This window comes from Pseudomonas fluorescens group sp., from assembly GCF_020093335.1.
In the GTDB taxonomy this organism is placed as follows: Bacteria; Pseudomonadota; Gammaproteobacteria; order Pseudomonadales; family Pseudomonadaceae; genus Aquipseudomonas; species Aquipseudomonas petroselini.
The window spans coordinates 93,772-117,018 of sequence record NZ_JAIOKW010000002.1 but is presented as its reverse complement, the minus strand read 5'-3'; the positions used below and the strand labels follow the sequence as shown (position 1 = coordinate 117,018).

Sequence of the window (23,247 nt, the reverse complement as noted above, 5' to 3'; positions counted from 1 at the left end):
CGTGAACACCCACAGCAACCGCACGACCCGCCTGAGGCGGTCGTGGTGGTGGTGCGGGTGAGGTTCAGCTGAATACGGTTCATGGCTGGATCATGCTGAGAGCGGCGCCAAGTTGTCAACGAATGTGTTTGAATTGTTCGCGGCGCGTCGATGTACCACGCCACCGTTCCTCAGCTAAGTCTTTGCTTCTTCACAAGAATCCCGGACAATCCGGCCCCTTCTATGGTCGGGGCGCTGCCTGTCAGGTTTTTCTGACTCGTCCCGGCCGTGTAAATGCGGAGATCCGACTGGATGAATGATCAGGCCAATAGCGTCGACGAACGCTATGAGACGACACCTGCAACCCTCACGACCTGGAGCCGCCAGGACACCACCTGGATGCTTGGCCTGTTCGGCACCGCCATTGGCGCCGGCACGCTGTTCTTGCCGATCAACGCGGGCCTGGGAGGCTTCTGGCCACTGGTGATCCTCGCGCTGCTGGCGTTCCCAATGACGTTCTTCGCCCACCGTGGCCTGACCCGTTTCGTGCTGTCCGGCCGAGAAGGCTCCGACATCACCGACGTGGTGGAAGAACACTTCGGCATCAAGGCCGGTGCGCTGATCACCTTGCTGTACTTCTTTGCGATCTTCCCGATCCTGCTGATTTATAGCGTGGCGTTGACCAACACCGTCGGCAGCTTTATGGAGCATCAACTGCACATCATGCCACCACCACGGGCGATCCTGTCGTTGGTGCTGATCCTCGGCCTGCTGGCCGTGGTGCGTTGCGGCGAGCAAGTGATCGTCAAGGCCATGAGCCTGATGGTTTATCCGTTCATCGTCGCCTTGCTGTTCCTGGCGGTGTACCTGGTTCCGCATTGGAATGGCGGCATCCTCAGCACCGCCAGCGTAGTCCCGGCACCGTCGGCACTGCTCAATACGCTGTGGCTGGCGATTCCGGTGATGGTGTTCTCGTTCAACCATTCGCCGATCATCTCGGCCTTTGCGGTTGATCAGAAGCGCCAGTACGGCGTCCATGCCGATGAACGCAGCTCGCAGATCCTGTCTCGTGCGCATCTTTTGATGGTGGGGATGGTGCTGTTCTTCGTGTTCAGCTGCGTGCTGACCCTGTCGCCGGCGCAGTTAGCCGAAGCGAAGGCGCAGAACCTGTCGATCCTGTCCTACCTGGCCAACCACTTCGATAACCCGACCATCGCGTTTGCCGCTCCGTTGATCGCGTTTGTGGCGATTGCCAAGTCGTTCCTGGGGCACTACATCGGCGCGAGTGAAGGCCTCAAGGGGCTGGTGCTGAAGACCGGCCGTCGTCCGAGCGCCAAGCGCCTGGATCGCATGACTGCCGGGTTTATGCTGGTGGTGTGCTGGATCGTGGCGACGTTGAACCCGAGCATTCTCGGCATGATTGAGGCGCTGGGCGGTCCGATCATTGCCTCGATACTGTTCCTGATGCCGATGTATGCCATCCGCAAGGTGCCGGCCATGGCCAAGTACCGTGGGCAGGCGTCCAATGTGTTTGTCACAGCGGTTGGCCTGGTGGCGATCACGGCAGTGGTCTATTCGTTTTTTGCTTGAGCTCGCCTAGGCTCGGTGTGCCCTCACTCCGGAGTGTTTGATGGGGCGCCTCAGATCAAAATCAAAAGCAGATCAACAGCAGTCTGATATCTACCTGATGTATGGAGATCAAACTGTGGGAGGGGGCTTGCTCCCGATGGCGGTGTGTCAGTTGATGCATCTGTGACTGTTCCACTGCTATCGGGGGCAAGCCCCCTCCCACATTTGGACCGCGATCGACAGATGCAACATCGGTCGGCTCTAAGGCCTCCGCGCTTTTGCTTTTGATCTTAGCCGCCCCCCCAATCAATGTCGGATTACGGGCACACCGAGCATGAGCAAGGTGCCGAGTGTTGGGGCGATGCGTTTTAGCGCTCTTCTTTTCCAAGGTGACCCGCCGTAAGGGCGAAGGCCCTATCAGCCGTTACCCCAATAACGGATATGTACCCGGTCTGACCCAACATCCAGCCCGGCCGCCAGAGGGAACCACCGTCTACACGTGCCGTAATCCAGGCATAAAAAAACGCCGCGTACCTTGCGATACGCGGCGTTTTTACATCGCTAAACCCTTAGGCTTGAATCACCGGGATGTTAGCGCTCGCTGCAATCTTACGGAACTCAGCAATCTGGTCGAAGTTCAGGTAGCGGTAGACGTCACTGGCCATGGTGTCCAGTTTCGCTGCGTAGCCCATGTACTCTTCGACGGTCGGCAGGCGACCGAGGGTAGACGCCACGGCCGCCAGCTCGGCCGAAGCCAGGTAGACGTTAGCGCCGTCACCCAGACGGTTCGGGAAGTTACGGGTCGAAGTCGACACCACGGTCGAATTCGGCTCTACACGTGCCTGGTTACCCATGCACAGCGAGCAGCCCGGCATTTCCATGCGCGCGCCAGCCTTGCCGTAGATACCGTAATAGCCTTCTTCGGTCAGTTGGTGAGCGTCCATCTTGGTCGGCGGCGACAGCCACAGACGCGTTGGCAGCTGGCCCTTGACCTGCTCCAGCAACTTACCGGCAGCGCGGAAGTGACCGATGTTGGTCATGCACGAACCGATGAACACTTCGTCGATCTTCTCACCGGCAACACTGGACAGCAGACGGGCGTCGTCCGGGTCGTTCGGTGCGCAGAGGATCGGCTCGTTGATGTCGGCCAGGTCGATCTCGATGATTTCGGCGTATTCCGCGTCGGCATCGGCTTCCATCAGCTCAGGGTTCTTGACCCAGGCTTCCATCGCTTGGGCGCGACGTTCCAGGGTGCGCGGGTCACCGTAGCCTTCACCGATCATCCAGCGCAGCAGGGTGATGTTGGAGTTCAGGTACTCGGTGATCGAGTCTTTCGACAGCTTGATGGTGCAACCGGCAGCCGAACGTTCAGCCGAGGCGTCGGACAGCTCGAAAGCTTGCTCCAGCGTCAGGTCGTTGAGGCCTTCGATTTCCAGGATGCGGCCGGAGAAGGCGTTCTTCTTGCCTTTTTTCTCTACGGTCAGCAGACCCGATTGGATCGCGTAGTACGGAATGGCATGAACCAGGTCACGCAGGGTGATGCCAGGTTTCATTTTGCCTTTGAAGCGCACCAGGATCGATTCCGGCATGTCCAGTGGCATTACGCCAGTGGCTGCGGCGAACGCGACCAGGCCAGAGCCGGCCGGGAACGAGATGCCCATCGGGAAACGGGTGTGGGAGTCACCACCGGTGCCGACGGTGTCCGGCAGCAGCATGCGGTTCAGCCAGCTGTGGATGATGCCGTCGCCTGGACGCAGCGATACACCGCCACGGGTCATGATGAAGTCAGGCAGGGTGTGGTGGGTGGTCACGTCGATCGGCTTTGGATAGGCCGCGGTATGGCAGAACGACTGCATTACCAGGTCGGTCGAGAAGCCCAGGCACGCCAGGTCTTTCAGTTCATCACGGGTCATAGGACCGGTGGTGTCCTGGGAGCCCACGGTGGTCATCTTCGGTTCGCAGTAGGTGCCAGGACGAACGCCTTTGCCTTCTGGCAGACCGCACGCCTTGCCGACCATTTTCTGTGCCAGGGTGAAGCCTTTGCCGGTGTCGACAGGCGCTTCAGGCAGCTTGAACAGGTCGGTAGGGCCCAGGCCCAGCTCAGCGCGGGCCTTGTCGGTCAGGCCGCGACCGATGATCAGCGGGATACGGCCGCCGGCACGAACTTCGTCCAACAGCACCGGGGTCTTCATTTCGAAGGTGGTGATGACTTCGTCGGTACCGTGCTTGCAGACTTTGCCGGCATGCGGGTAGAGGTCGATCACGTCGCCCATGTTGATGTTGGAGACGTCGAACTCGATGGGCAGTGCGCCCGCGTCTTCCATGGTGTTGTAGAAGATCGGAGCGATTTTGCTGCCGAAGCAGAAACCGCCGGCGCGCTTGTTCGGCACGTAGGGAACGTCGTCGCCGAAGAACCACAGCACGGAGTTGGTCGCGGATTTACGCGAGGAACCGGTACCGACCACGTCGCCGACGTAGGCGATCGGGAAGCCTTGGCCGCGCATCTCTTCGATCTGCTTCATCGGGCCGGTCTTGCCTTGCTCGTCCGGCACGATGCCTTCACGGGCCATTTTCAGCATGGCCAGGGCGTGCAGCGGGATGTCAGGACGGGACCAGGCATCCGGCGCAGGGGACAGGTCGTCGGTGTTGGTTTCGCCGGTGACCTTGAACACGCGCAGGCTGATTTTGTCGGCCAGGGTAGGGCGGTTGCGGAACCACTCGCCGTCAGCCCAGGACTGAAGCACGCCTTTGGCGTGTTCGTTGCCGTTCTTGGCTTTTTCGGCGACGTCGTGGAACGCGTCGAACATCAGCAGGGTGTGCTTGAGTTGGGCGGCGGCGACCGGTGCCAGTGTGGCGTCGTCCAGCAGCTCTACCAGGGTCACGATGTTGTAGCCGCCTTGCATGGTGCCAAGCAGTTCAACAGCGCGTTTCTTGTCGATCAGGGGGGAAGTGGCTTCGCCCTTGGCCAGGGCAGACAGGAAACCGGCCTTGACGTAAGCGGCTTCGTCAACGCCTGGTGGAATGCGGTTGGTGATCAGGTCAACGAGGAATTCTTCTTCGCCAGCCGGAGGATTTTTCAGCAGCTCGACCAGGCCTGCGGTTTGTTCGGCGTTAAGCGGCTGGGGAACGATACCCAGGGCTGCACGCTCTTCGATATGTTTGCGGTAGGCTTCAAGCACAGTTATTACCCTCATCAGTGGTCCCACGGGACGCTCATCCAGAAATGAACGGCACGCATGCGCTCGGGGGCTTTTTGGGCCGCAAAGCCAGCGCTGCCGGCATTCCTCACAGAAGCTGCTTTCAAAGTTTTACGCCTGCAGAACGGAGCTGATGAGGGTTGGCGAGGGCTCTGACCTACCAAGTCATTAACCATCGCCAACACCGTTCTGAAGGAACGACTGTGCTCGTGACGCTTTGAAAACAGCTTCCAGCGGATTATTGGCGCCTTACAAGGCCGGATGATTCTACGGCAAAAAAATTCTAAAGGTAAGTTGCCTCGCCAAGTTTGCAGGGTGATGAAGGTTAGACAAAGGGCTAACATGGCGCATTGTTTCGCTGATCTGCGTGTTGTTGCCCATGTCCAACCAAACCATCAAGACCCCCTGCGTCGGCCTGTGCTCCACGGTCTACGGTGATCTCGTGTGCCGTGGCTGCAAGCGCTTCCACCACGAAGTGATCCTGTGGAATGGCTATAACGAAGAAGAAAAACGCGCGGTCTGGCTGCGGTTGGAGCAATTGTTGGTGCAGGTTATGGCCGGAAAGCTCGAAGTTTTCGACCCCAAGACCCTGCGCGGCCAGCTGGAACAGCGCAAGATCCGCTTCGTGCCGCACCAGTCCGAGTACTGCTGGGCCTATCAATTGATCGCGCGGGGGGCGCGGGTGATCAATAACCTGGAGGCCTACGGCATGGTGCTGTTGCCCGAATTTCGTGACTGGGCCTTGCCGGAATTACGCGATGCCATTGATCGGGAGTTCTTTATCCTGTCCGAGGCGCATTACCAGCGCTATATCGCACCGGGTTTCCTGCGCGATGCGTTTTCCAACTGACAACGGATAACCCCTGTGGGAGGGGGCTTGCCCCCGATGGCGGCGTGTCAGCCCAGGATTGATCAACTGACACGCCCTCATCGGGAGCAAGCCCCCTCCCACATTTTGATCTCCATCGTTCATAAGGTTGGATCAGGGCTTGCTGGCGAGTTCTTGCAGGTGATCCATCAACGCCTGCGGCTTGAGCACCAGCACATCACTCTCCACCGCATCCAGTATCACCTCTGCCGTATTGCCGATCAGTGCCCCGGAGATTCCGGTGCGCGCCACGGTGCCGATGATCGTCACCGCCGCTTGCAGGGTGTGAACTAGATGGGGGATCAACACATCCGCCGGGCCTTCCTTGATATGCAGGTGCGATTCGTCCACATCGAACTCGGCCTGAAACGCCTTGCATTGCTCGCGATAGCGCGCCTCGATGGTTTCCTTGAGCTGGAACGTCGGGTCCGCCGCCGACAACATCGGCGACGGATGGGCGCTGATCACGTGCAACTGCGCCTTGGCCAGGCTGGCGATATCAAAGCCATGGTCGATGATCGAAGTGTGCAACGAGCGGTGCTCGCCATCGGTATTGCCCACATCGATCGCCGCGAGGATCACGCCGCCAGCCCACGGCGTGGCTGTCTTGACCAGCAACACCGCCGTTGGGCAATAACGCAGCAGCTTCCAGTCCGCAGGCGTCAGCAGGGCTTTTTTCAACGGGCTGTCCGGGAAGTGCTGCTTGATCACCAGCCCACAGCCCTCGGCTTGCTGCACGTCGATAATGGTGTCATGCAGGCTGTCATTCCACGCCTGCTCGGTGGTGACGCTGTAGCCGTCCTCCTGCAAGCCCGACTTAAGCAGGGCCAGCAGCGCCGAGTGCTCATGCTTCTTGTCGCAGACCAGTAAATGCAGGTGTGCGCCGGTGACCCCGGCGATCAGCTTGGCACGCTTGAGGGCCAGGCTTTCCGAATGCTCGGGCTCGATGACCACCAGGATGCTGCGGATGGCTTGCATGATCGGGATCTCCAAAAAGGGTGGGGGCTGCAACAACTATAGTTGCTGGCTGGCGCACGTCATGTTGATGCACATCAAGGCCGGTGGCTGGTGGTCTGCGGCGGGGTCGGTATAATCGCCGGCCTTTTGTGATCCTTTTGCCCGTGAGCCCGATGAACCTGCCAGAAATCCACGAATTCCTCGGTTGCCGCACCCCTGATGCCTGGGTCCAGGCCGCGCTGGCCGATCAGGACACCCTGCTGATCGACCACAAGAATTGCGAATTCAAAGCCGCCAGCACCGCCCTGAGCCTGATCGCCAAGTACCACGGCCATGTCGACCTGATCAACATGATGTCGCGCCTGGCCCGCGAAGAGCTGGTGCACCACGAACAAGTCATGCGTTTGATCAAAAAGCGCAAGGTCGAGCTGCGCCAGCTGCACGCCGGGCGCTATGCCTCCGGTTTGCGCAAAGTGGTGCGCAGCCACGAACCGGTCAAACTGGTGGATACCCTGGTGGTCGGCGCCTTTATCGAAGCGCGCAGTTGCGAGCGTTTCGAAGCGCTGGTGCCGCATTTGGACGAAGAACTCGGCAAGTTCTACTTCGGCCTGCTGAAAAGCGAGGCGCGGCACTTCCAGGGTTACCTGAAGTTGGCGTACCAGTACGGTGACGCCAAGGACATCGCCCTGGTGATCGAGCGGGTGAGGGCGACCGAGCAGGAACTGATCGAGTCACCCGACATCGAGTTCCGCTTTCACAGTGGCGTGCCAGCCTGAGGCCACGGCTACGCCGATCAAGGCGGTGATCGCGGCCAGCAGCAGGATCACCGTCTGCGTGCCCAAGGGCGCCGCCAGCAGCGCCACCGCCAGCCCTGCCAGGGGCTGCGGCAGGTTATTGAGCAGCGTGATCACGCCCACGGTCTTGCCAAAGTCCTGCACGGGGATGACCCGCTGACGGGTGCTGCGCAGGTAGACGTTGAACATCTTGTCGAAGCCGGTGACCAGCAGGAAGCCCACTACGTATAGCCACACGTCGGGGCTGATCGCCATGATCACTGCGCCCACGCCGATCATCGAATAGGACAGTCCGCCGAGCACCTTCAGGGGCAGGCCGGCCCGTGCCAGATAAAACAGAATGCCGATGGTCACCAGCGCGCCCGCCGCCTGGAGCAGGGCATAGGCGTCCTTGCCCGCCGCAAACTGGCCGGTCACCATGGCCGCAGAGGTGGCCAGCGTGACGCCAATGATCAGGTTCACACCCACCGCCAACGTGATGACCCGCTTCAACTCCGGCAGGCGGCGGATATGTCCGAAGGCAATCTTCAGCGGTCGCAGCCAGATATCTCGATGTTGCTCGAAGGTTGCCAGGCTGGCCGTGCTGGAGCGTTGCCACACCCGCATCGCCAGGTCTGCGAGCAGGAACAGCCCGGCCACGCCCAGCACCACCCAGTGCCACGCCCATACCTCAAGCATCAGTGCGGCCACCAATGGCCCCAGCACCAGCCCGCTCTGGTCGGCGATCTGCGAATAGGAGAGGGTCTTGGCATAGCTGTACTGCGCGAAGATATGCGGCATCAGCACTTCTCGCGCCATGATGCCTTGGGTGGTCAGTACCCCGCACACTGCTGATAGCAGCACGATCCAGTAAATACCGTCGAACACCCCGTACAGGGCAACCGCCAGCACACAGGCCAGCGCCCGGTAAACCTGGCTGATATGCAGGATGCGCACCGGCGCGAACGTGTCGCACACTGCGCCGCACACCGGGAACGCCAGGTAGCGCGGCAGCGACTCGACAAAGAACGCCAGCCCGGCCCAGGCCACACTTCGAGTGGTCTGAAACACGATCAATGGCACGATAAACAGCAGGATCTGGTCCGCCAGCCGTGACAGGAACAGCGAAACAAAGAACGCCAGGTAATCCTTGCGCATACAACTCCCTGTACATGGCGTTAAAGATTGCAGCTTATTTGTTAAAAACTCTTAAAAGCATGAAGCTTCGTCGGCCGGTGCTGACCAACGGCTTTAGTTGCCCAGCTTGCCACCTATAATGCCCGCTCTTCAATCCGCGTCTGCACATTGGGAACTTATGGAAAACCTGGGGCTGGGCAAGGTCTTGCTCGTTGAGGATGACGAGAAACTGGCGGGGCTGATCGCGCACTTTCTGTCGCAGCATGGTTTTGAGGTGCGCGTGGAGCACCGGGGTGACAAAGCCCTGGCGGCGTTCCTGGAGTTCAAGCCAAAGATCGTCGTACTCGACCTGATGCTGCCCGGCCAGAGCGGCCTGCACGTGTGCCGCGGGATTCGCACGGTGTCCGACACGCCCATCGTGATCCTCACCGCCAAGGAAGACGACCTGGACCATATCCTCGGCCTCGAGTCCGGTGCCGACGATTATGTGATCAAGCCGATCAAGCCCCCCGTGCTGCTGGCACGCCTGCGCGCCCTGCAACGGCGCCAAGCCCCGGAGCCGACGGTGCGCGGGGCCCTGGCCTTCGGGCGGCTGGCCATCGATCGCAGTTGCCGCGTGGTCAGCCTGGGGGACGAACAGATCGACCTCACCACTATGGAATTCGAGCTGCTGTGGCTGCTGGCCAGTAACTCGGGCACGATCCTGTCCCGCGATGACATCCTCAACCGCATGCGCGGCATCGCCTTCGACGGCCTTAACCGCAGCGTCGATGTGTACATCAGCAAGCTGCGCGGCAAACTCAACGATAATCCCCGCGAACCGGTGTGCATCAAGACGATCTGGGGCAAGGGCTACCTGTTCAACCCCTTCGCGTGGGAGGTCTAGATGCTGCGGCTCTACATCCGCCTGTACATCATCCTGGCGCTGGGCCTGGCGGGGGCGATCTGGCTGGTCAACTACACCTTCGATGAGTTGCTGCCCGAGGCCAATGAAACCTATAACCGCGAAGCCCTGCGCGGCCCGGCTTATGGCTTGGTGGAACAATTGCGACCCTTGCCGGGCGATGCCCGCGCGGCGCGCCTGAGCGAGCTGCAACCCCACTACGGCCTGCACCTGAAACTGGTCCAGCGCGATGACTTGGCGCTCGACCCGCGTGAACGACAGTTGCTTGCCGCCGGAAAGCTGGTGGTACGCGGCGACTTCATGGAGTTCATCGCCAATATCGATGGCGGCCCGCAGCTGCTTAATATCAAACTGCCCGAAGAACCGAAATGGCTGTACCTGTGGGCCTATTGCCTGCTGGGATTGAGCCTGGCGATCGTGCTGTATTTCTGGGTGCGCCCGCACTGGCGTGACCTGGAACATATTCGCCTGGCGGCACAACGTTTCGGTGACAACGACCTCGGTTCGCGCATTCTGCTGCCACGCCGTTCCACGGTGCGTGAGCTGGCCGGGCACTTCAACCAGATGGCCGAGCGCATCGAAAGCCTGATCGCCAACCAGCGCGAACTGACCAACGCCGTGTCCCACGAACTGCGCACGCCGATTGCACGCCTGTCGTTCGAGCTCGACCAGTTGAAACAACAGACCGACCCGCGCCAGCGCAGCGAATTGATCGCCGACATGTATGCCGACCTGGGCGAGCTGGAAGAAATGGTCTCCGAACTGCTCACCTACGCCAGCCTGGAGCGTGGCGCCACCCAGGTCACCCGTGAGCGCATCGAGGCCCACAGCTGGCTCGACAGTGTGATCGGCAGCGTGGCCCTGGAGGCCGAGGCGGCCGGCATCCAGCTGTCGTTGCGCACCTGCGAGGTGGACGTTATCCAGATCGAGCCGCGCTTTATGGCGCGAGCGGTGATCAACCTGCTGCGCAACGCCGTGCGCTACGCCGAGCGCCGCGTGGAAGTGTCGCTGGTCAAGTTCGGCAGCGGCTATGAAGTGCGCGTGTGTGACGATGGCCCCGGCGTGCCGGAGGAAGGCCGGGCGAAGATCTTCCAGCCGTTCACGCGCCTGGACGCCAGCCGCGACCGCCGCACCGGCGGTTTCGGCCTGGGCCTGGCGCTGGTGCAGCGGGTGTCGCAATGGCACGGCGGCCAAGTGCAAGTGCTGGATTCGGAATGGGGCGGGGCGTCGTTCCGGATGACCTGGGCGTATGCCGAATAACGAGCTTGAAAGCAAGACAGATCAACTGTGGAAGGGAGCAAGCCCCCTCCCACATTTTTAATTCGGTTCTCAGGTCAGAAGCTGTGTGCGAGCAAACACACTGAGGTAAGGGACAGGCACAGGTTTTTGCAACGCATCAGGGGTTTCATGGGGTCAGAAACTCAGGGGGGGATGGGTACGTTTGAAGGCGTCGCCCGAGGCGCTCATGCCATTGGGCGATGGACTCTTCGGGGTACTCATCGAACTGCAGATCGCCTTGGCGCAACGTCACTTCCACCCACGGCGCCTTCGAGCCCAGCATCAGGTGCGTATGTTCCGGCGGCACCGGCAATGGCGTGTCGATGGCCGAGGCAAACGGGTGGATCAACGCCGGCCACTCGGGGCTGAACAGCCACAAGGCGCTGCCGCATTGCGAACAGAAGTGCCGTTCAGCGCTGCTCGCATGGGCCCGGCTGGCACCCTCGGGCTTGAGCCTGGCGTGGTAGATCGAAATCAGTTTGCGCCCGCGCACCTTCAAACTCTGGGCATCGCCAGCCAGGTTGATCGCATAACCGCCACCGCCCTGGGTCTTGCGACAGATCGAGCAGTAGCAACGCTGGTAAGGGTAGGGGTGGGCACTGGTGAGGCTGAACGTCACGGCGCCGCAATGGCAGGATCCTTCAAGCTGCATGGGTTGACTCCTGATATGAGTATGTAACAACGCTTTGCTAATACCTTAGCCTCAGGCAAGATTCCCCGCTTTGGTTTCAGGGAAGACACCCATGATTGCTCAGTTGCAGAGCGCTGCCGCGCAAATCCGCCACGCCGTGCGTGCCGCTACCGAAGGCTTGGTCGGGCGCGAGCAACTGGCCGAATTGATTGTGCTGGCAGCCGTGGCCCAGGAGCACATCCTGGTGATCGGGCCGCCCGGCACTGCAAAAAGCGCGGTGGTGCGGCGTGTCGCGCAGTCCATGGGTGGGCGTTACTTCGAATACCTGCTCGGACGTTTCACCGAGCCGTCCGAACTGTTCGGCGCGGTAGACCTGAAAAAGCTGCGCGAAGGCACGGTGGAAACTGACGTCAGCGGCATGCTGCCGGAAGCCGATATCGTGTTTCTCGACGAAGTCTTCCTGGGCTCTACCGCGATCCTCAACACCTTGCTGGGCGTACTCAACGAACGCCGATTCCGTCGTGGCCATACCCAGGTGCAATGCCCGCTGCGCGTGTGCGTCGGCGCCGCCAACGGCCTGCCGGATGATGAGGCGTTGGCGGCCTTCGGTGACCGTTTCCTGTTGCATCTGTTTGTCGAGTCGGTGCCGGACAATCAATTGGAAGCCATGCTGGCCGGCGGCTGGCAGTCGGAGCAGCGCCCGGTGCAACAGTTGCTCGGCCTTGCGCAACTGGACACGCTCGGCCAGGCCCTGAAACACGTCGACCTGACCGCTGTGCGCCCAGCCCTGGCCCAAGCCATTCGCCGCCTGCGCGAAGCCGGGATCCAGTTGTCTGACCGGCGCATCGTCAAGTCCCAGCGCTTGATCGCGGCCGCTGCATTGCTCAGTGGTCGCCTGGAAGCCAGCGACGCCGACTTGTGGCCGCTGCTGTACGTGTTGCCGACCCAGGCTACCCAGCAACACGGCCGCGAAGTATTGCGCGACCTGTTTGCTGCCTCCAGCAACAGCCATTTGTTCAGCGCGGTGGAAGAGGCGACGTTGCAGCCGATGTCACGTGTGAATCGGCTGCTGGAAACCGCCGAAGACTACCTCTCCCGTGCCGAGCCGCCGGCCAGTAGCGTGCTCGAAGGCCTGTTGCGCGAGATCGATGCCAATTTCAATAGCCAGACCCTGCCCGAACCTCTGCAGCAGGCGCGGGGACAACTCACTCGATTGCTGACCCCCAGCGAATGAGTGCGCTGACCCAGCCTTGGGCCTGGCGTTCACGGCCAGTGCCCGCCGAGGCTCAGGCCGCCGTGGCCTGGGGCGATGCTGCCCGGCGCCTGCACGCACGCCTGGCGCTGCTCGCGGCCGACCATGCGGCGCGGCTGCAAGCCACTGCCAATGGTGATGTACTGGTGGTGACGGGCGTAATGGCTGACCTGCCTTGGGTCGACGGTGTTGCTTACGCTGCGCCCAGCACCAGCGCGCCGCACCTCTGGCTGCCGACCAGTTGGGAACCGCAGGTGCCACAGGACCTGTTGGGGCAGGCTTTGTCCGCTCGCTTCAAACGCGCGCCCTTGTTGGTGTGGCACGACCCGCGGGCGGTGATCCCGCTGGACCGCCTGCTGGCCGTGTCGCCCGCGCATCTGCAACGTATCGCCGCCTATTGGGGAGTCGCCCATGCAACTGCCTGAGGCGCTGCAACCCTGGCGGCAGTGGCTGGAGTGGTTTGCCCCGCAACACCTGCCCCTGTTCGCCGACCTGCTCGGTCGACTCAACCCTCTGCTCGGACCGCTGCGCGGCCTGCACCAGGGCGGAGTGCCGGAGCCCGATGGCCTGGGCGACCTGCATCGGCGCGGCCCCTATGAGCGACTGCTGTCCAGTGAATGGCTGCTGGCCGATGAAGTGCCTGACGAGTTCCTGCGCCGGGCGGTCGGCGGTGAGCATATGTTCCTCGCCCCGCACTACCGTGCCCGTGAAGCGAACCGCCTGATTGTGGTGCTGTTTGATGCGGGCCCCTTGCAACTGGGGGCTGCGCGCCTGGTGCACCTGGCGCTGTTGATGCTGCTGGCGCGGCGTGCCGAAGAGGCGGGGGCGCAATTGCGCTGGGGCATTCTGCAAGCCACGCCCGAGTTGCATGAGCTGGACTCATCGGCGCAGCTCAAGCGCCTGCTCGACGCCCGCACCTACGAGGTCGTGAGCGACGACCATTGGCTGGCCTGGCGTGACGCGCTGGCCGACCACGCCGTTGGAGAATGCTGGGTGGTCGGCCAGCGCTTGCCGCCCACGGATCCCAAGGTCTGCACCCACCGCGTGCAGATTACGCGCAACCTGGATGGGCGCAGCCTGACGTTCGCCTTGCAGTCGCGGCGCGTGTCGCTGCCGCTGCCGGAGGAGCAGCAGGCCGTGCGCTTGCTCAAGGGCCAGTTCGATAACGCCGTGCACACGCCGGCACCGACCGCTGCCGGCCGGGTGGCGCGGGTTGCATTGACCCTGCCGCCGGTCATCTCCGGTTCCGGCAACTATGTCGCCCTGCGCTTGCTCGATGAGCACGGCATGGTGGTGATCAAGTTGCCGCACAAGAACCAGAAAAAAAACCTCGAAGTGCGACGTCGCCTATGGGGCAAACATCAGCACGTGCTCGCGGCCACCTTTAACTACCGCAGCCTCGGTGCGGTGCTCGGTGATGGCAATATCCTGACCTTCTGGAACATCCCCAATCTCGTTTCGGTGAACAAGCCCACACGCGAAGAAATGCACCTGCCGCCGGGCACTGCGACCTTTCTGCCCGCAGTGTGGCTGCGCGGCGAACAGGCGGAGCGCCTGTATTTACTCGATACAAACGGTCACCTTGCTCACTGGCAGCGGCCTGGCCACGCGCCGAGGGCAGAATGTTTCTCGGTGACGGACAATGTCATGGGGCTGGCGCAGTTGGATGCCTTATCGTTGGTCTACGCCCGCATCGAGGGTGGGCAACTGGTGGCTTACCCCGCGACGTCCTCCGGTGCCCGCAGTCACGGTTATGCAGTCGGTGCGGCTGCCGGTGTGAGCCAGATACTGTTCGCCAGCACCCCGCATTGGAAGTACGCCTTTGGTGGCTGCGCATTACTCACTCACCAAGGTGGCCGCCAGAGTTGGCGCCTGGTGACCCACGAGAGTTTTCCCGCGAAAAAGGTACAGATCGACTTGACGCCCGGCTGGAGCGCCATCGGTCTGCATCACCACGTGGCGGCGCAGGAACGCTATTCGCTGGTACTGCTGGGGCCGAACCAGCACACCGTTGGCCTGTACACCGAGGGCCAACAACAGACGCTGTTCACCACGACGGCACCGATTGCCCGTGCGAGTTTCTGCCCCATGAGCGGCCTGGTGGCGGTGCTGACCACTGCTCGGGAATTACTGGTGTTCAACGTTGCCGAGCGCGCCATGCGTTTGCAAGTGATGTGTGACCTGAAACATGAGCCTGCCCATGCTTGAGCAAGAATCCCCGTTGATCCGCCGGCCGTTGTTGACCGGGCATCAATCCATCGACGGCATGTGGTTGCCCGCCGAGCGCTTTGCGCTGCAGGAACGGGCTCGCTTGATGCTGGAACACTGGCGCACGGGCGCGATGGCCTACCGTTTTGCCGACGGCGATTTAGTGCAATTCAGCTCGCCGGTCGCGCTGGATTGCCAAGCCCTTGCCGGCTGGCCGCTGGTGCGTCAGGGCCGTGGCCTGTGTTCGGCCCAGCTGAGCGCCGAGGAGCTGCGCGCTTTACCGGCCGCCGACCTGTGGCTGGTGCGCGGCAGCCAGGTGCACGCTTTGCAGTTGCGCGATGCCCAGGCCCTGGAACCTGGGCAGTGGCTTGATATCAGCGCCTACACCTTGCTCGATACCTTCGATTGTCATGCGCCCGTCGTGCCGGCCCTGCCTGAGCCGGTGATCACCGATGTACGCGAGATCCTGGGCGGATTGGCGCCGGTCAGCCCCGAGCAGGAGGGCGTGATCCGGGCCTTGCTGGAGCGGCAATCACCCGCACCGAAAGCCCCGCCCCCCAAGGCTGCACGCCAATGGGGCAGCGAGGAGTCCGCACCCTATCCGGCGTTGAAACTGGGCGTCACCCTGGCCCTGGTTGCAGGGTTGATCTGGATGGCCACCCAGGGCCAATCCGTGCCGTTGACACCGGTGTCTGCCACGACCACCGAAGACATCAGCGGCGTGATCCTGGGCATGTTGCTGAGCGCCATTGTCTTCACCGCGTTGCTGGTAGCGCTGAACACATTCCTGCGCCGCGGTGCGCGGCCTACCGGCGCAGTGCCGCAAGCCCCGGACACCCCAAGCATTCCCCAGCGCGCCAAACCGGCTCGTCATAAGCCGGCGGCCTGGCGCCGCTGGCTGACCCGCCTGACCGAGCATTCAAAGCTGTCCAGGCTGTACGGCAAGCGCCAGGCGGCTTACATGCAGCGCATGCTGGAGATGTTCGAGGACGGCGATTTCGCCGAAGCGTTGCGCCATGCCATTCCCTTGGGTGACCAGCACTCGAATGCTGAACAGCACTTCGGTACGCCGCAGCGGCGCCAGGACCTGACCCTTAGCCAACAGCACGGGCCCAGCCGTACCTACCGCTTCGAGGAAGGGCTGACCGAGCACCTGCGTCAGATCTACCGGCGCTCCTATGAGCGCCTGGCCCGCGAAAACCGTATCGAAGAAGCGGTATTCGTACTCGCTGAACTGCTCAAGGAACGCCAGGAAGCCCTCGATTACCTGGAAAAGCACGCGCGCTACCAACAGGCCGCCGACCTCGCTCTGGCCTGGGACATGCCGTCTGCGGTCATCGTGCGCCTGCTGTGCCTGGCCGAGAACTGGCAGCGCGCCTTGCTGGTGGCGCGTCGTGATGATGCATTTGCCGATGCGGTGGTGTTGCTTCAGGCCAAGCAGCCGCAGATCGCCGACCGTTTACGCCTGGAGTGGGCCGAGTCGCTGATCGCCAAGGGCCTGTGGTTGCAAGCCGTCGAGGTGGTGTGGAGCTTGCCGCAAGAGCGCCCGCGCGCCGCTCAATGGCTGCTCGATGCCGAAGCGGCCGGTGGGCGCCTGGCGATTGGCGCCTTGGTAAAGCGCGCCATATTGCTGCCCCAAACCCTGGAAGCTTACGGACCCTGGATCGAACAGCTGCGTGACGATCCCGGCCGTTGCGCCGAGCGGGATGCCCTGGCGCACACGTTGTTGGCGCACAAGTCCGACACCGTGGCCCTGGCCTGGCTCGCCGGTGCCACCGTGCACGCGGTGCTCGCCGACCAGCTCAGTGGGCGCGGGGGGCTCAACTTCAACCAACTGCAGTCGCTGGTCAAAATGAGCCGGGACAAATGTTTGCAGGCGGACTTGCCTGGCCAGTCACTCAAACGTCCCGCCGTGCGCTCGCTGGAGCGCGCGGGCGAGGCATTGCAGTGGTCAGCCCCGGTCCAGGGCAGCCGCTCCGTATACGATGCGGTGTCGCTGGATGACGAGCGTTATCTGGTGGCACTGGGCGAGGCCGGTGCGGTGGTGACGGATGCCAGCGGCACGCCGCTGTTCCATTTCGCCGTGCCGGCCCAGCGGATTGTCTTGGCGCACAGCCGGCAAATGGCGCTGGTGCTGACCCGGCGCGACACGGTGTGGCGCATCAGCAAGTTGGACTTGGTCAACCGTGCCGCGACCGACTTGGGCGTGCAGGTGCTCGATGTATTCGCCGATCAGTTTGATGGCAGCACCTGGACCCTCGGCCAAGGCCGGCAACTGCGTGTGGTGGACGTGGATCGCGGCTTTGAAACCCTGTGGCACGTCAGCGACTTGCCAGGCTCGGTTCGCGCCCTCAAAAGTGATGAACGCAATGAGTTCCTGTGGCTCCATAACCCGCTGGAAGGCTTTGAGCGCTGGCATTATCGCCTGCCTGAGCGGCGGTTGGCGGGGCGTGAGCCGGCGTCGCCGCAGTCAGAGGAAAGCCACGCGCTGTTCTGTGCACTCGATCAAACCGTTGAGTACCTGATCCGGTACAGCGACGACGAAGAGCCCGTGCTGATCCTGGATGTCGACGGCAACCGCAAGGGGTATCGCCTGACGGGCTGTGATGAAGGGTGCTTCGATAGCGACCCGGTGCGCATCGTCGTCGACGCGGATTGGTTGGTATTCGGCTATATCGCCAGTGACCGCGACACCCGCTGGCACTTTATCCATCGTGGCAGTGACACCGTGTGTGCTGTGCTGCATTGGCCGCGCTACGAGGTGAATATCCGTCGCACCGGCGATGGCTGGTTGTTATTCGATGACCAGGGACGTTTGAGCCACATCACGGTGGAAGACGCCCGCCAGCGCAACCTCAGCCTGCATTGACCGAGTCCGGCATCAACGTGGCGATCAACGCACGAATGGTGCCGGGCAACGCCTCCAGCTCCCGCACCAGGATGCTGCGTTCGCGAATCGCCCACGGCTCATCGAGCTTCACCGCCACCACGTGCATGGTGCGACTGTGGCGCACGGCGGCGGACTCCGGAATGATGCCGATGCCCACACCGGCTTCGACCATCCGGCAGATCGCCTCGAAACTCGACACCTGGATACGCAGCGACAAGTGCTTGCCCAGCCGCTCCACGTGTTCGCGCAAAAAACTCAATAAGGTGCTGCCTTCATGCAGGCCGATATGCTGGTAGGCGAGGGTCTGTTCCAGGGTGACTGACGGTTGCGCTGCCAGCGGGTGGCCGACCGGCACCATCAATACCAAGGTGTCTGTGCTGAAATGCAGCACCTGCAAACCCGCCGCTTCCACGGGGCCGGCGATAATGCCCATGTCGCTGGTGCCATCGAGCACGCCGCGCAAGATGTCGCGGGACAGGCGCTCCTGCAGGTCGACGGTGACGCCAGGCCTTTGTGACAGGAACCCCGCCAGCACTTCCGGCAAGAATTCGGTGACCGCCGTGGTGTTGGCGAAGATGCGGATATGCCCGGCCGAATCCACGCCGTATTGGGTGAATTCGCTTTTGAGGTAGTCCACCTGGCGCATGATCAGCCGCGCATGGTGCAGCAAGCGTTCACCGGCCGGGGTGATCTCCACGCCACGGCTGTCACGGTACAGCAGGCGGGTGTCGAGCTGGCCTTCGAGGGCCTTGATCCGTGCACTGGCGGCGGCCGGCGAAAGAAACGCACGCTTGGCGCCCTGGGTCAGGCTGGGGGATTCGGCGATGTGGATAAACAGGCGCAGGTCGGCCAGGTCGAAGTGCATGCAAGACTCCCACAGGGGTATGCGGTATTTTCAGTGAATTGGCGTTCAGCATAGCCGAACGCTGGTTTATTGAAATGCAAATTCTCAGAACGGGCGGGCGCTTGCATGATCCGGGGCAGACACTCACTGCCTGAGGAACTGCACCCGATGAGCGCCACTGACTGGATCGGCCGAAGCGAAACCGCTCACGACCACCTGAGCCATAACCTGCTCAAACGTATCGCCGCTACGTTCGGCGAGGCAGTGCCCGAGGACGGCGCGGACCTACCGCCGTTGTGGCAGTGGTGCTTCTTCCAGGACCCGCTGCCGGAAACCGCCCTGGGCAGCGACGGCCACCCGGCGCGTGGCGGGTTCCTGCCGCCGGCCGACAACCGCAACCGCATGTGGGCCGGTGGGCGTATCGAGTTTCTGCACGCGCTGCGTGCCGGGGCGGCGGCGACCCGCGTGTCGACCATTACTCAGGTCGAAGAAAAGAACGGCCGCACCGGTTCGCTGTTGTTTGTCACCGTGCGCCACGACTATGCCCAGGACGGGCGCCTGGCGATCCGCGAAGAACAGGACATCGTCTACCGCGAACCCACGCCGCCCAAGGCCGGCAGCGCAGAGGCGCTGGAGCACGGTGAATGGCACGAAGCGATCGATCCCACGCCGACCCTGCTGTTTCGCTACAGCGCCGTGACCTTCAACGGTCACCGCATTCACTACGACTACCCCTATGTCACCGGCACCGAAGGCTACTCAGGCCTGGTGGTGCATGGGCCGTTGATCGCCACCCTGAGCCTGCGCGCGTTCTGCCGTGCCCACCCCGAAGCCACCTTGCGCCGTTTTGCCTATCGCGGCGTGCGCCCGTTGATTGCGCCGCAGCCGTTTGAAGTGGCGGGCCGCGTGACTGAAACCGGCGTGGCGCAGCTGTGGGCCGGTAACGCTGACGGCCTGGCGCAGCAAGCCCAGGTGCATTTCGAATAATCCAAGTCGAATAATCCAAGAACAACAGGCGGAGAGCCGTTAATGAACCCGAATGACAATGAAGAACTCAATGCCATCCGCGAAGGCGTGCGCGCCTTGTGCGCCGAATTCGATGCCGCCTACTGGCGCAAGATTGACGAGCAAAAGGGCTTCCCCGAAGCCTTCGTCAAAGCGCTGACCGACGCCGGCTGGCTGTCGGCGATGATCCCCGAAGCGTACGGCGGTTCCGGCCTGGGCCTGGCCGAGGCTTCGGTGATCCTCGAAGAAGTGAACCGCTGCGGCGGTAACTCGGGCACCGTACACGGCCAGATGTACAACATGTTCACTTTGCTGCGCCACGGCAGCGAAGCGCAGAAACGCTTCTACCTGCCCAAGCTCGCCAGCGGCGAATTGCGCCTGCAGTCCATGGGCGTGACCGAGCCCACCACCGGCACCGACACCACCAAGATCAAGACCAGCGCGATCAAGCGCGGCGACAAGTACGTGATCAACGGCCAGAAGGTGTGGATCTCGCGCATCCAGCATTCCGACCTGATGATCCTGCTGGCGCGCACCACGCCGCTGGCTGAAGTGAAGAAAAAGTCCGAGGGCATGTCGATCTTCCTGGTGGACCTGCGCGAGGCCATCGGTCATGGCCTCACCGTGCAGCCCATCGCCAACATGGTCAACCACGAAACCAATGAGCTGTTCTTCGACAACCTCGAGCTGCCGCTGGACAGCCTGATCGGCGAAGAGGGCAAGGGTTTCAAATACATCCTCGATGGCCTCAACGCCGAACGCACGCTGATCGCCGCCGAATGCATCGGCGACGGCCGCTGGTTTATCGAAAAGGCCAGCGCCTATGCCCGCGACCGCGTGGTGTTTGGCCGGCCTATCGGACAGAACCAGGGCGTGCAGTTCCCGATCGCCGAAGCGCATATCGAGATCGAAGCGGCGGACCTGATGCGCTGGCGTGCCTGCGAGGAATACGACAGCGGCAAAAATGCCGGGGCCAGTGCCAACATGGCCAAGTACCTGGCGGCCAAGGCGTCCTGGGAGGCAGCCAATGCGTGCCTGCAGACCCACGGCGGCTTCGGGTTTGCCTGCGAATACGACGTGGAGCGCAAGTTCCGCGAGACGCGCCTGTACCAGGTGGCACCGATCTCCACCAACCTGATCCTGTCCTACGTGGCCGAGCACTTGCTCGAACTGCCACGCAGTTTCTGAGGGCCTGACCGTGAGCCATACCCAAGCCCTGTGTCGGTTCCTTGCCGAGCTGAATCACACGCACCTGCCGGAAGACGTGCTGGCGCGTACCGAAGACCTGTATCTGGACTGGCTGGCTTCGGCGCTGGCGAGCCAGGGCGCGCACCCAATCCCGTTATTCGAGCGTTATGCGCAGAAAATGGGGCCAAGCAGCGGCCCGGCGCAGGTGATCGTCAACGGCGCCAGCACCAGCGCGTATTTCGCCGCGCTGGTCAACGGCGCTTCCTCCCACCTGGTGGAGCAGGATGACCTGCACAACAGTTCCGTTTTGCACCCGGCGACCGTGGTGTTTCCCGCCGCGTTGGCGGCCGCCCAGGACCTGGGCAAATCCGGCCGCGACTTGCTGCTGGCCTCGGTGGCCGGTTATGAAGCCGGTATCCGTATCGGCGAATTCATGGGCCGTTCCCACTACCGCATCTTTCACACCACGGCCACGGTCGGCACCCTGGCGGCGGCCGTTGCGGTGGGCAAGCTGCTGGATTTCAACCAAGAACAATTCATCAACCTGCTCGGCAGCGCCGGCACGCAGGCTGCCGGGCTGTGGGAGTTCCTGCGCGATGCCGCCGACTCTAAGCAATTGCACACGGCCAAGGCGGCGGCGGACGGTTTGCTCGCCGCGTACCTGACGGCGGAAGGGCTGACCGGTGCGCGCAATATCCTTGAAGGCGACCAGGGCTTGGCGGCGGGGATGTCCAGCGATGCCGAGCCGAGCAAGTTGTCCGCCGACCTGGGCAGTCGCTGGGCGCTGCTGGAAACCTCGTTCAAGTTCCACGCCTCGTGCCGCCATACGCATCCGGCGGCCGATGCGCTGCTGGACCTGATGCAGCGCGAACGCCTCACCGCCGCCGATATCGCCCATGTGGAGACGCGGGTGCATCAAGGCGCCATCGATGTGCTGGGGCGCGTGACCGTGCCGACCAGCGTGCACCAGGCCAAGTTCTCCATGGGCACCGTGCTGGGCTTGATCGCCGTGCATGGCAAGGCCGGGCTCACGGAGTTCCACGAACGGGCGCTGACCGATCCGGCCGTCTCCAGCTTCCGCGACAAGGTCAGTATGACCCTCGACGCCGAAGTCGACAGCGCTTACCCCCAGCGCTGGCTCGGCCGCGTCACCGTCACCACCCTTGACGGCCGCACGCTGCACGGCGCCATCGACGAGCCCAAGGGCGACCCGGGCAACACCCTCAGCCGTCGAGAGCTGGCGGATAAATTCCAGCGCCTCGCCCAATTCAGCGGCGCCCGCACGCCGCTTGAGGCCCATGCCCTGATTGAAAAGGTCTGGGACTTACGCAACACCGCATCCATGGCCCATTGGCTCTGAGGAACCGTCATGACTCACCAACGACCGCTGGACGGCATCACCGTTGTCAGCCTTGAACACGCGATTGCCGCGCCTTTTTGTACCCGCCAGTTGGCCGACCTGGGCGCCCGTGTCATCAAGATCGAACGCCCCGGCAGCGGCGACTTTGCGCGTGGCTATGACGAGCGCGTGCGCGGCCTGGCCTCGCATTTCGTGTGGACCAATCGCTCCAAGGAAAGCCTGACCCTGGACCTCAAGCAAGGCGAGGCGGGCGCTATCCTTGACACCCTGTTGGCCGATGCCGATGTGCTGGTGCAGAACCTGGCGCCCGGTGCGGCGGCGCGCATGGGCTTGTCGTTCGAGGCACTGCAGGCGCGTTTTCCACGCCTGATTGTTTGCGACATTTCCGGCTACGGCGAAGGCGGGCCCTACGAGAAAAAGAAGGCCTACGACCTGCTGATCCAGAGTGAGGGCGGTTTTCTCTCGGTGACCGGCGGCCCCGGCGAAGACCAGATGGCCAAGGCCGGTTGTTCCATCGCCGACATCTCGGCGGGCATGTACGCCTACAGCGGCATCCTCTCGGCACTGCTGCTGCGCGGCAAGACGGGGAAGGGCAGCCGCATCGACGTGAGCATGCTGGAGAGTCTGGTGGAGTGGATGGGCTACCCGATGTACTACGCGTTCGACGGCGCATCCCAGCCGCCGCGTGCCGGGGCCGCGCATTCGACGATCTATCCCTATGGGCCGTTTCCCACCGGCGACGGCGGCACGGTGATGCTCGGGTTGCAGAACGAGCGCGAATGGGCGGCGTTCTGCGACAAGGTGCTGCTCACGCCGACACTGGCGACGGACGAGCGTTTCGCCGCCAACTTCAAGCGCTCGGCCAACCGTGAAGCGCTGCGCCAGATCATCGTTGACAGTTTTGCCCAGCTCGATGCCGAAGCGGTGATCCAGCGCCTGGAAACCGCGCAAATCGCCAGCGCCCGCGTCAACGATATGCAAGGCGTGTGGGACCACCCGCAGCTCAAGGCGCGTGACAGCTGGCGCGAGGTCGACAGCCCGGCCGGCCCGTTGCCGTCGCTGCTGCCTCCGGCGCGCAATGCCGCGTTCACCCCGCGCATGGACGCGGTTCCAGGGTTGGGGCAGCACAGCCAGGGCATCCTGGATCAGCTGGGTTACTCGGCAGAGGCCATCGACGGTCTGCGTGCGCGCGGTGTTATTTAACACG

18 protein-coding genes are annotated in these 23,247 nt (G+C 62.7%); 13 read left to right on the top strand and 5 right to left on the bottom strand.

The window, feature by feature from the left end:
* Positions 1 to 291: 291 nt before the first annotated feature.
* Positions 292 to 1,569: a serine/threonine transporter gene (locus tag K7431_RS03470; RefSeq protein WP_012724643.1), complete on the top strand. Its 1,278-nt coding sequence runs from the start codon at positions 292 to 294 to the stop codon at positions 1,567 to 1,569.
* A gap of 548 nt (positions 1,570 to 2,117) precedes the next feature.
* Here the strand turns inward: K7431_RS03470 and acnB are convergent.
* Entirely contained in the window at positions 2,118 to 4,727 is a 2,610-nt protein-coding gene (gene acnB, locus K7431_RS03465; RefSeq protein WP_012724642.1) for a bifunctional aconitate hydratase 2/2-methylisocitrate dehydratase, read from the bottom strand.
* A 397-nt stretch (positions 4,728 to 5,124) separates the two neighbouring features.
* On the opposite strand from acnB, the gene K7431_RS03460 reads away from it, so the two are divergent.
* Entirely contained in the window at positions 5,125 to 5,595 is a 471-nt protein-coding gene (locus tag K7431_RS03460; protein WP_043205447.1) for a DUF1289 domain-containing protein, read from the top strand.
* 132 nt (positions 5,596 to 5,727) lie between these two features.
* Here the strand turns inward: K7431_RS03460 and K7431_RS03455 are convergent, their stop codons facing one another.
* Complete coding sequence (locus K7431_RS03455) at positions 5,728 to 6,591, bottom strand: universal stress protein (protein WP_012724640.1); 864 nt, start codon at positions 6,589 to 6,591, stop codon at positions 5,728 to 5,730.
* A gap of 152 nt (positions 6,592 to 6,743) precedes the next feature.
* On the opposite strand from K7431_RS03455, the gene K7431_RS03450 reads away from it, so the two are divergent.
* Positions 6,744 to 7,346, top strand: a complete 603-nt coding sequence (locus K7431_RS03450) for a tRNA-(ms[2]io[6]A)-hydroxylase (RefSeq protein WP_012724639.1) — start codon at positions 6,744 to 6,746, stop codon at positions 7,344 to 7,346.
* Here K7431_RS03450 and K7431_RS03445 read toward each other — a convergent pair.
* Complete coding sequence (locus tag K7431_RS03445) at positions 7,302 to 8,501, bottom strand: MFS transporter (RefSeq protein ID WP_012724638.1); 1,200 nt, start codon at positions 8,499 to 8,501, stop codon at positions 7,302 to 7,304. The two genes, K7431_RS03450 and K7431_RS03445, sit on opposite strands and share 45 nt — an antisense overlap.
* Before the next feature lie 157 nt (positions 8,502 to 8,658).
* Here K7431_RS03445 and K7431_RS03440 point away from each other — a divergent pair, with 157 nt between their 5' ends.
* Both K7431_RS03440 and K7431_RS03435 read left to right on the top strand, forming a co-directional pair.
* Complete coding sequence (locus K7431_RS03440) at positions 8,659 to 9,366, top strand: winged helix-turn-helix domain-containing protein (protein ID WP_012724637.1); 708 nt, start codon at positions 8,659 to 8,661, stop codon at positions 9,364 to 9,366.
* A complete protein-coding gene (locus tag K7431_RS03435; RefSeq protein ID WP_012724636.1) occupies positions 9,367 to 10,644 on the top strand; it encodes an ATP-binding protein in 1,278 nt (425 codons plus the stop codon).
* Between the two features lie 145 nt (positions 10,645 to 10,789).
* Here K7431_RS03435 and K7431_RS03430 read toward each other — a convergent pair whose 3' ends face one another.
* Positions 10,790 to 11,314, bottom strand: a complete 525-nt coding sequence (locus K7431_RS03430; RefSeq protein WP_012724635.1) for a GFA family protein — start codon at positions 11,312 to 11,314, stop codon at positions 10,790 to 10,792.
* Between the two features lie 91 nt (positions 11,315 to 11,405).
* Here K7431_RS03430 and K7431_RS03425 point away from each other — a divergent pair, with 91 nt between their 5' ends.
* Genes K7431_RS03425 through K7431_RS03410 form a run of 4 tightly spaced genes read left to right on the top strand, consistent with a single transcriptional unit; the run spans position 11,406 to position 17,622 of the window.
* Complete coding sequence (locus tag K7431_RS03425) at positions 11,406 to 12,527, top strand: AAA family ATPase (protein WP_012724634.1); 1,122 nt, start codon at positions 11,406 to 11,408, stop codon at positions 12,525 to 12,527.
* Complete coding sequence (locus tag K7431_RS03420; RefSeq protein ID WP_012724633.1) at positions 12,524 to 12,970, top strand: bpX5 domain-containing protein; 447 nt, start codon at positions 12,524 to 12,526, stop codon at positions 12,968 to 12,970. Before K7431_RS03425 ends, K7431_RS03420 begins: the two co-directional genes overlap by 4 nt.
* Positions 12,957 to 14,753: a hypothetical protein gene (locus K7431_RS03415; RefSeq protein ID WP_012724632.1), complete on the top strand. Its 1,797-nt coding sequence runs from the start codon at positions 12,957 to 12,959 to the stop codon at positions 14,751 to 14,753. The genes K7431_RS03420 and K7431_RS03415 overlap by 14 nt, the downstream gene beginning before the upstream one ends.
* Positions 14,746 to 17,622: a bpX6 domain-containing protein gene (locus K7431_RS03410; RefSeq protein WP_043205446.1), complete on the top strand. Its 2,877-nt coding sequence runs from the start codon at positions 14,746 to 14,748 to the stop codon at positions 17,620 to 17,622. Before K7431_RS03415 ends, K7431_RS03410 begins: the two co-directional genes overlap by 8 nt.
* On the opposite strand, the gene K7431_RS03405 is transcribed toward K7431_RS03410, so the two are convergent.
* Positions 17,609 to 18,508: a LysR family transcriptional regulator gene (locus K7431_RS03405; protein WP_012724630.1), complete on the bottom strand. Its 900-nt coding sequence runs from the start codon at positions 18,506 to 18,508 to the stop codon at positions 17,609 to 17,611. The genes K7431_RS03410 and K7431_RS03405 overlap by 14 nt on opposite strands.
* Before the next feature lie 147 nt (positions 18,509 to 18,655).
* Here K7431_RS03405 and K7431_RS03400 point away from each other — a divergent pair, with 147 nt between their 5' ends.
* The 4 genes from K7431_RS03400 to K7431_RS03385 are packed head-to-tail and all read left to right on the top strand — an operon-like array spanning position 18,656 to position 23,243.
* Positions 18,656 to 19,474, top strand: coding sequence for an FAS1-like dehydratase domain-containing protein (locus tag K7431_RS03400; protein ID WP_012724629.1), 819 nt, complete (start codon positions 18,656 to 18,658; stop codon positions 19,472 to 19,474).
* A gap of 42 nt (positions 19,475 to 19,516) precedes the next feature.
* A complete protein-coding gene (locus K7431_RS03395) occupies positions 19,517 to 20,680 on the top strand; it encodes an acyl-CoA dehydrogenase family protein (protein WP_012724628.1) in 1,164 nt (387 codons plus the stop codon).
* 10 nt (positions 20,681 to 20,690) lie between these two features.
* The gene (locus K7431_RS03390) at positions 20,691 to 22,040 is read left to right on the top strand and encodes an MmgE/PrpD family protein (RefSeq protein WP_012724627.1); all 1,350 of its coding nucleotides are present in this window, start codon (positions 20,691 to 20,693) and stop codon (positions 22,038 to 22,040) included.
* 9 nt (positions 22,041 to 22,049) lie between these two features.
* Positions 22,050 to 23,243, top strand: coding sequence for a CaiB/BaiF CoA transferase family protein (locus K7431_RS03385; RefSeq protein ID WP_012724626.1), 1,194 nt, complete (start codon positions 22,050 to 22,052; stop codon positions 23,241 to 23,243).
* Positions 23,244 to 23,247 lie beyond the last annotated feature (4 nt).

What these genes read in the sequence shown, in the direction of transcription:
- K7431_RS03450 (WP_012724639.1), top strand. Translation starts at nt 6,744, where the DNA reads ATGAACCTGCCAGAAATCCACGAATTCCTCGGTTGCCGCACCCCTGAT.
- K7431_RS03400 (WP_012724629.1), top strand. Translation starts at nt 18,656, where the DNA reads ATGAGCGCCACTGACTGGATCGGCCGAAGCGAAACCGCTCACGACCAC.
- K7431_RS03420 (WP_012724633.1), top strand. Translation starts at nt 12,524, where the DNA reads ATGAGTGCGCTGACCCAGCCTTGGGCCTGGCGTTCACGGCCAGTGCCC.
- K7431_RS03425 (WP_012724634.1), top strand. Translation starts at nt 11,406, where the DNA reads ATGATTGCTCAGTTGCAGAGCGCTGCCGCGCAAATCCGCCACGCCGTG.
- K7431_RS03430 (WP_012724635.1), bottom strand. Translation starts at nt 11,314, where the DNA reads ATGCAGCTTGAAGGATCCTGCCATTGCGGCGCCGTGACGTTCAGCCTC.
- K7431_RS03410 (WP_043205446.1), top strand. Translation starts at nt 14,746, where the DNA reads ATGCTTGAGCAAGAATCCCCGTTGATCCGCCGGCCGTTGTTGACCGGG.
- K7431_RS03470 (WP_012724643.1), top strand. Translation starts at nt 292, where the DNA reads ATGAATGATCAGGCCAATAGCGTCGACGAACGCTATGAGACGACACCT.
- K7431_RS03415 (WP_012724632.1), top strand. Translation starts at nt 12,957, where the DNA reads ATGCAACTGCCTGAGGCGCTGCAACCCTGGCGGCAGTGGCTGGAGTGG.
- K7431_RS03445 (WP_012724638.1), bottom strand. Translation starts at nt 8,501, where the DNA reads ATGCGCAAGGATTACCTGGCGTTCTTTGTTTCGCTGTTCCTGTCACGG.
- K7431_RS03435 (WP_012724636.1), top strand. Translation starts at nt 9,367, where the DNA reads ATGCTGCGGCTCTACATCCGCCTGTACATCATCCTGGCGCTGGGCCTG.
- K7431_RS03405 (WP_012724630.1), bottom strand. Translation starts at nt 18,508, where the DNA reads ATGCACTTCGACCTGGCCGACCTGCGCCTGTTTATCCACATCGCCGAA.
- K7431_RS03460 (WP_043205447.1), top strand. Translation starts at nt 5,125, where the DNA reads ATGTCCAACCAAACCATCAAGACCCCCTGCGTCGGCCTGTGCTCCACG.
- K7431_RS03440 (WP_012724637.1), top strand. Translation starts at nt 8,659, where the DNA reads ATGGAAAACCTGGGGCTGGGCAAGGTCTTGCTCGTTGAGGATGACGAG.
- K7431_RS03385 (WP_012724626.1), top strand. Translation starts at nt 22,050, where the DNA reads ATGACTCACCAACGACCGCTGGACGGCATCACCGTTGTCAGCCTTGAA.
- K7431_RS03395 (WP_012724628.1), top strand. Translation starts at nt 19,517, where the DNA reads ATGAACCCGAATGACAATGAAGAACTCAATGCCATCCGCGAAGGCGTG.
- K7431_RS03455 (WP_012724640.1), bottom strand. Translation starts at nt 6,591, where the DNA reads ATGCAAGCCATCCGCAGCATCCTGGTGGTCATCGAGCCCGAGCATTCG.